Annotated in this window: 5 protein-coding genes, 1 tRNA gene and 1 pseudogene; 5 read left to right on the top strand and 2 right to left on the bottom strand. The window is 52.4% G+C overall.

Translation table 11 applies throughout. The features are described from left to right. Window positions 1–63: 63 nt before the first annotated feature. Window positions 64–420 (bottom strand): hypothetical protein, encoded by a 357-nt coding sequence (locus AC3B8H_RS18290; protein WP_488442974.1) that lies wholly within the window; start codon window positions 418–420, stop codon window positions 64–66. Window positions 421–502: 82 nt separating this feature from the next. On the opposite strand from AC3B8H_RS18290, the gene AC3B8H_RS18285 reads away from it, so the two are divergent. Next, window positions 503–1,501: an IS5 family transposase gene (locus AC3B8H_RS18285; RefSeq protein ID WP_488442973.1), complete on the top strand. Its 999-nt coding sequence runs from the start codon at window positions 503–505 to the stop codon at window positions 1,499–1,501. Window positions 1,502–1,771: 270 nt separating this feature from the next. Here AC3B8H_RS18285 and AC3B8H_RS18280 read toward each other — a convergent pair whose 3' ends face one another. Then, a complete protein-coding gene (locus AC3B8H_RS18280; RefSeq protein ID WP_488442972.1) occupies window positions 1,772–3,433 on the bottom strand; it encodes a glutamine--tRNA ligase/YqeY domain fusion protein in 1,662 nt (553 codons plus the stop codon). A gap of 241 nt (window positions 3,434–3,674) precedes the next feature. On the opposite strand from AC3B8H_RS18280, the gene rpoH reads away from it, so the two are divergent. The 4 genes and pseudogenes from rpoH to AC3B8H_RS18260 all read left to right on the top strand — a co-directional run bounded on the left by rpoH (window position 3,675) and on the right by AC3B8H_RS18260 (window position 5,228). Then, window positions 3,675–4,526: an RNA polymerase sigma factor RpoH gene (gene rpoH / locus AC3B8H_RS18275; RefSeq protein WP_488442971.1), complete on the top strand. Its 852-nt coding sequence runs from the start codon at window positions 3,675–3,677 to the stop codon at window positions 4,524–4,526. A gap of 49 nt (window positions 4,527–4,575) precedes the next feature. Further along, window positions 4,576–4,660: transfer RNA gene (locus AC3B8H_RS18270), tRNA-Leu, on the top strand. Window positions 4,661–4,873: 213 nt separating this feature from the next. Beyond that, window positions 4,874–5,093, top strand: a pseudogene (locus AC3B8H_RS18265) (Arm DNA-binding domain-containing protein). Continuing rightward, complete coding sequence (locus AC3B8H_RS18260) at window positions 5,094–5,228, top strand: hypothetical protein (RefSeq protein ID WP_488442970.1); 135 nt, start codon at window positions 5,094–5,096, stop codon at window positions 5,226–5,228. Window positions 5,229–5,251 lie beyond the last annotated feature (23 nt).

The raw sequence follows: 5,251 nt of genomic DNA, 5'->3' as shown, positions 1-5,251 counted from the left end.
GCACAACCCGCTGTGACCTCACAATTGTGACCTGTAGTATTTTCACAGCTCGTGCCTCTTCCTTTAACTAGCAGTGTATGGAAATTTTACCTTTAAATCTTCAAGTGACTTGAAATAAGGATTTGGCTTAATTTCCTTAGCCTCAAATGCGAGAAGATACGCAAGTGAATCTTGGGATTTGCTTTTGTACAATTCACTGGAAGTTACAGGTATGAAACCAGAAATCTTTATTTTCCGGTTCCAACTGTACCATTTTCTAGGCTCATACTCTTCTATTGGCCGCAACCATGAACCATCTTGGTCATAGAAAATTACAACGTCTGACGCTATATCAGTTGGATATTTTGACCAAACTGATAATGCTTCTTCAATAGAAGAATATATTTCTACATCTCCATTTTCTACGATAGCTGTAATCATTTGTGCCTAAGGAACCTCTGAATAATTCCCCAAAACGGCAAGCGGTATAATGCGCCATCGAAATCGAGTAGAGACGACGCCCATGAACGAGCCCCAACAACTCAGTTTTGCGGATGCTGAATACGCCAACAAAGGCAAAGTCACCCGGCGGGAAAAGTTTCTCGATCAACTCGAGGGCTTATTGCCTTGGGCGGTCATGCTGGCAGTGATTGGGCCGCATTATGCGCAAGGCAACGGGCGGGGGCGAAAACCGTTTCCGTTGGATACCATGCTGCATGTTCACGTCGCGCAACTTGTTTACAACTACTCGGATCCGGGTATGGAAGACGCGCTGTACGAGATTGAGTCCCTGCGGCGTTTTTGCGGTATTCGCCTGGAAGCGGTGCCCGACGAAAGCACGATCTTGCAGTTTCGGCATTTACTGGAAGCGCAGGGTTTAACCGAACAGATCTTCGCCGCTATCAACCAAACGCTGGAGGAGCGCGGGCTGTTTTTAAGAGCCGGCACCATTGTTGACGCCAGCCTGATTGCCGCGCCGACCTCGACCAAAAACCAAGGCAAAGCACGTGATCCCGACATGCATGCCAGCAAGAAAGGCAACCAATGGTTTTTCGGCAGCAAATTCCATATCGGTGTCGATAGCGAAACCGGCTTGGTGCATACCTTGAAAGTCACCTCAGGCAACGTCAGCGACATTGCCGAAGCCGCGTCGTTACTGCACGGTGAAGAACAATTTGTACACGGCGATGCCGGCTATCAAGGCTTGGACAAGCGCCCCGAGATGCCGACCGAAAATCCACCGGTCTGCGTGATCGCGATGCGGCCGGGCAAGTTGACCCGGTTAACCCAAGACGATAGCGAAGACGCCCAGCAACTGCGCCAAGCTGCCCGCGAACTCGCCAGCCGCCGCGCCAAGGTCGAACACGTGTTTCGGGATATTAAAATTCGTTTTGGTTATGCCAAGAATCGCTATCGGGGCTTGGTCAAAAACGCGGCGCGTTTGACGTTCCTGACGGCGATTGCCAACGTGTTGCGCGGTGACGCTTATGAACGTCGGAGCCTCATTGCGTCCGAAATTTGAAAATAGACCCGAAAACGGGTGGGTTTGCGAAGGAAAGCCACTGCTTTGATAATAAAACGGTCGAATATTGAAACTTTTGACTCACTTTGACAGTGACTGCCGCTCAAAATGGCTGTTTTTCAGAGGTTCCCTAACTAAAATTAGCCATCCTAAATGACGCAAAACATTGCGTCATCCAATTGCCTAATCCTGTTTTAAAAATTAAAAACATAGCGATTTCTGCAGGTTGAGAAATTTAGTCTTTCCTAATGCGAATACATATTACGTCAATCACTTCGCCCAACTATCCCTCAACGTCACCGTCCGGTTAAACACCAATTTCCTCGGCTGACTGTCCTTACCGTCCAGGTAAAAATAGCCGGTCCGCTCGAACTGGTAACGTAAATCGGTTGACGCATCGGCCAGGCTGGCTTCGATGCGGGCGTCTGTCAGCACTTCCAGCGAATCGGGATTGATGCCGTCCAAAAAGTTGTCCAGCGTGTCCGGGTTGGGATGGCTGAACAAGCGGTCGTAGAGGCGAATTTCCGCCGGCAGCGCGTGTTGCTCGGACACCCAGTGGATCACGCCCTTGACCTTGCGGCCTTCCGGGTTCTTGCCCAGCGTGGCCGGATCGTATGAACAGCGCAGTTCGACGACATTGCCGGCTTCGTCTTTGATCACTTCGTCGCATTTGATCACGTAGGAACCGCGCAAGCGCACCTCGCCGCCCGGCACCAGACGTTTGAAGTCCTTCGGTGGGTTTTCCATGAAGTCGTCTTGTTCGATCAAAATGACTTTGCTGAAAGCAACTTCGCGGCTGCCCATTTCCGGTTTTTGCGGGTGGTTGGCGATTTGGTAGCTCTCGATTTTGCCATCTTCCCAATTACTGATGACGACGCGCAACGGCCGCAACACCGCCATCGCCCGCAGGGCGTTTTCGTTGAGGTTGTCGCGGATGCAGGTTTCCAAAAAGCTCATTTCGATCCAGGAGTTTTTCTTGGTGACGCCGATGCGCTCGCAAAAGTCGCGGATCGCTTCCGGCGGCACGCCGGCGCGGCGCAGGCCGGAAATGGTCGGCATGCGCGGGTCGTCCCAGCCGGACACGTGTTTTTCGGTGACCAGTTGCAGCAGTTTGCGCTTGCTGACGATGGTGTATTCCAGTTGCAGTCGGGCGAATTCTATTTGCTGCGGATGGCAAGGCGTTTTCAGCTCGTCCAGCACCCAGTCGTACAGCGGGCGGTGATCTTCGAATTCCAGTGTGCAGATCGAGTGGGTGATGCCTTCCAGCATATCCGACAAACAATGGGTGTAGTCGTACATCGGATAAATGCACCAGGCGTCGCCGGTGCGGTGGTGGTGGGCGCGGCGAATTCGGTAAATCGCCGGGTCGCGCATATTAATGTTAGGCGAGGCCATGTCGATCTTGGCCCGCAAGACATATTGGCCGTCGGCGAATTCGCCGGCGCGCATGCGCTGGAACAGATCCAGGTTTTCCGCGATAGGGCGGTTGCGGTCCGGGCTAGGTTTGCCCGGCTCGGTCAGCGTGCCGCGATCCTGGCGCATTTGCTCCGGCGTCGAGCTGTCCACGTAAGCTTGGCCTTGTTTAATTAGTTGGATGGCGTAGTCGTACAAGGTTTCGAAATAATCGGAAGCGTGGTACTTGCCGGCCCATTGGAAGCCCAGCCAAGCCACGTCGCGCTCGATCGATTCCATATATTCGATGCTTTCCTTTTCCGGATTGGTATCGTCGAAACGCAGATTGCAGGTGCCGTTATTCTCGGCGGCCAACGTGAAGTTCAGGCAGATCGATTTGGCGTGGCCGATATGCAGATAGCCGTTGGGTTCCGGCGGAAAGCGGGTGGCGACTTTGCCGTTATTTTTGCCGGCGGCTAAGTCCTCGGCGATGATGTGGCGGATGAAATTCGAAGAAACAGGGCTATCGGTCGCTGACATGGAGTAGGAAACGGGAAATTGGATAAAGCCGCAAATTTCGCGGGGTTGGGCACTGCCCGCCATTTTAGCGAGTTTAAACGGTACTCGCAAAGTGGCCGAACCGGTCAGAAAGCAGCGAATGTCGGCGAAAAACGCCGCTAACGTTTTGACTCAAAAGATTTTTATCAAATTATTAGCACTCTCGATATTCGAGTGCTAGAATTCGGACAACACATAAACCATCACCGGAGTCTAGGCTGTTATGAATAATTCTTTGGCTTTACCGATCAACTTATCGGTCGGGACATTCGATAATTATTTAAGCGTGATTGCCCGGATGCCCAAATTGAGCGCCGAGCACGAATACGCGTTGGCGGTCCGTTATCGCGATCTCGGCGATCTGGAAGCCGCCAAGGAGCTGGTCATGTCCAATTTGCGTTTCGTCGCCCACGTGGCGCGCGGTTACGCCGGTTACGGCTTGCCAATGGCGGACATCGTACAGGAAGGCAACATTGGCTTGATGAAAGCGGTTAAACGTTTTGATCCGGATTTGGGCGTGCGTCTGGTATCGTTTGCGGTGCACTGGATCAAAGCGGAAATTCACGAATACGTGATTAAAAACTGGCGCATCGTTAAGGTGGCTACCACGAAAGCGCAACGCAAATTGTTTTTTAACTTGCGCAAGCTCAAAAAAGACCTGAGCTACCTAAGCCGCGACGACGCCGAGGCGATCGCCGAAAATCTGGATGTCGACGTTAAAACGGTTTACGAGATGGAACGCCGTCTGGATGGCAGGGACGTGGGACTTGAGCCCAGCGACGACGACACCGACAGCTCCCCGGCGCCGATTGCCTATTTGGAGCAACAGGGCGCCGACCCGGCGTTATTGCTGGAGAACAGCGATTGGGAACACCGTAAGGAAGAGCTGTTGCTGGATGCGATGGCGGGCCTGGACGAGCGTAGCCGCGATATTCTCGCGAGCCGCTGGCTGGTGGAACAAAAAGCCACCTTGCACGAACTGGCCGAGCGCTACCAGGTTTCCGCCGAGCGGATACGTCAGCTCGAACAAAACGCGATGAAAAAACTCAAAGCGGCGGTGATGTTGGAAGCTTAAATAAACTTGTTGCATCGGCGATGATTCGCTGTATAATGGTCGCTTCTGTGCCGGGGTGGTGAAACTGGTAGACGCGCCGGATTCAAAATCCGGTTCCTTCGGGAGTGTCGGTTCGATTCCGACCCTCGGTACCACAGATTAATGCACGCAAGTGCAACGAAGTACAAAAACCCGCAAGCTGCCTGGCTTAGCGGGTTTTTTATTGTCCAATGAAAGCCAGCAAAATGCAGTAACAGCTTGTATTTTTTGCAGTAACTTTTACAGTAACTCGAAAAACAGTGACAAAAGTTACTGCATTTGAGCTGCCGAGTTACTGCAAAAAGCGGGGTTTTTGATGGCAAAAACAACTGCTTAAAGATATTGCTGTTCGCAATGCCAAGCCAGTTGAAAAGGATCTTCGCCTAAACGACGGTTCCGGGCTGTATTTGCTGGTTAAGACAAACGGTGCGAAGTGGTGGCGGCTTGGATTATTCCATCGACGGCCGGCGAAAAACCATATCTCTTGGCGTTTATCCTGCAACCGGTTTGGCCGATGCAAGGTGCCGAGCCGATGACGCCCGCGTCTAAGTGGCTAACGGTATCGATCCCAGCGAATCCCGAAAAGCCGACAAAGCCGCCAAGCAAGGGGCGGTCGAGCAGGAAAAGCGCCTCAATGCCGGTTTGCCGTTGATTGACAGCTTCGAATACGTCGCCCGCAAATAGTTGGCCTCAACCGCGTAGACCGT

The organism is Methylomonas sp. BG-2 (assembly GCF_057766305.1).
This window is presented reverse-complemented; position numbering and strand designations above follow the sequence as displayed.

Excerpts from the sequence above, each read along its gene's own strand:
- AC3B8H_RS18280 (WP_488442972.1), bottom strand. The coding sequence starts at position 3,433 with ATGTCAGCGACCGATAGCCCTGTTTCTTCGAATTTCATCCGCCACATC.
- AC3B8H_RS18290 (WP_488442974.1), bottom strand. The coding sequence starts at position 420 with ATGATTACAGCTATCGTAGAAAATGGAGATGTAGAAATATATTCTTCT.
- AC3B8H_RS18285 (WP_488442973.1), top strand. The coding sequence starts at position 503 with ATGAACGAGCCCCAACAACTCAGTTTTGCGGATGCTGAATACGCCAAC.
- rpoH (WP_488442971.1), top strand. The coding sequence starts at position 3,675 with ATGAATAATTCTTTGGCTTTACCGATCAACTTATCGGTCGGGACATTC.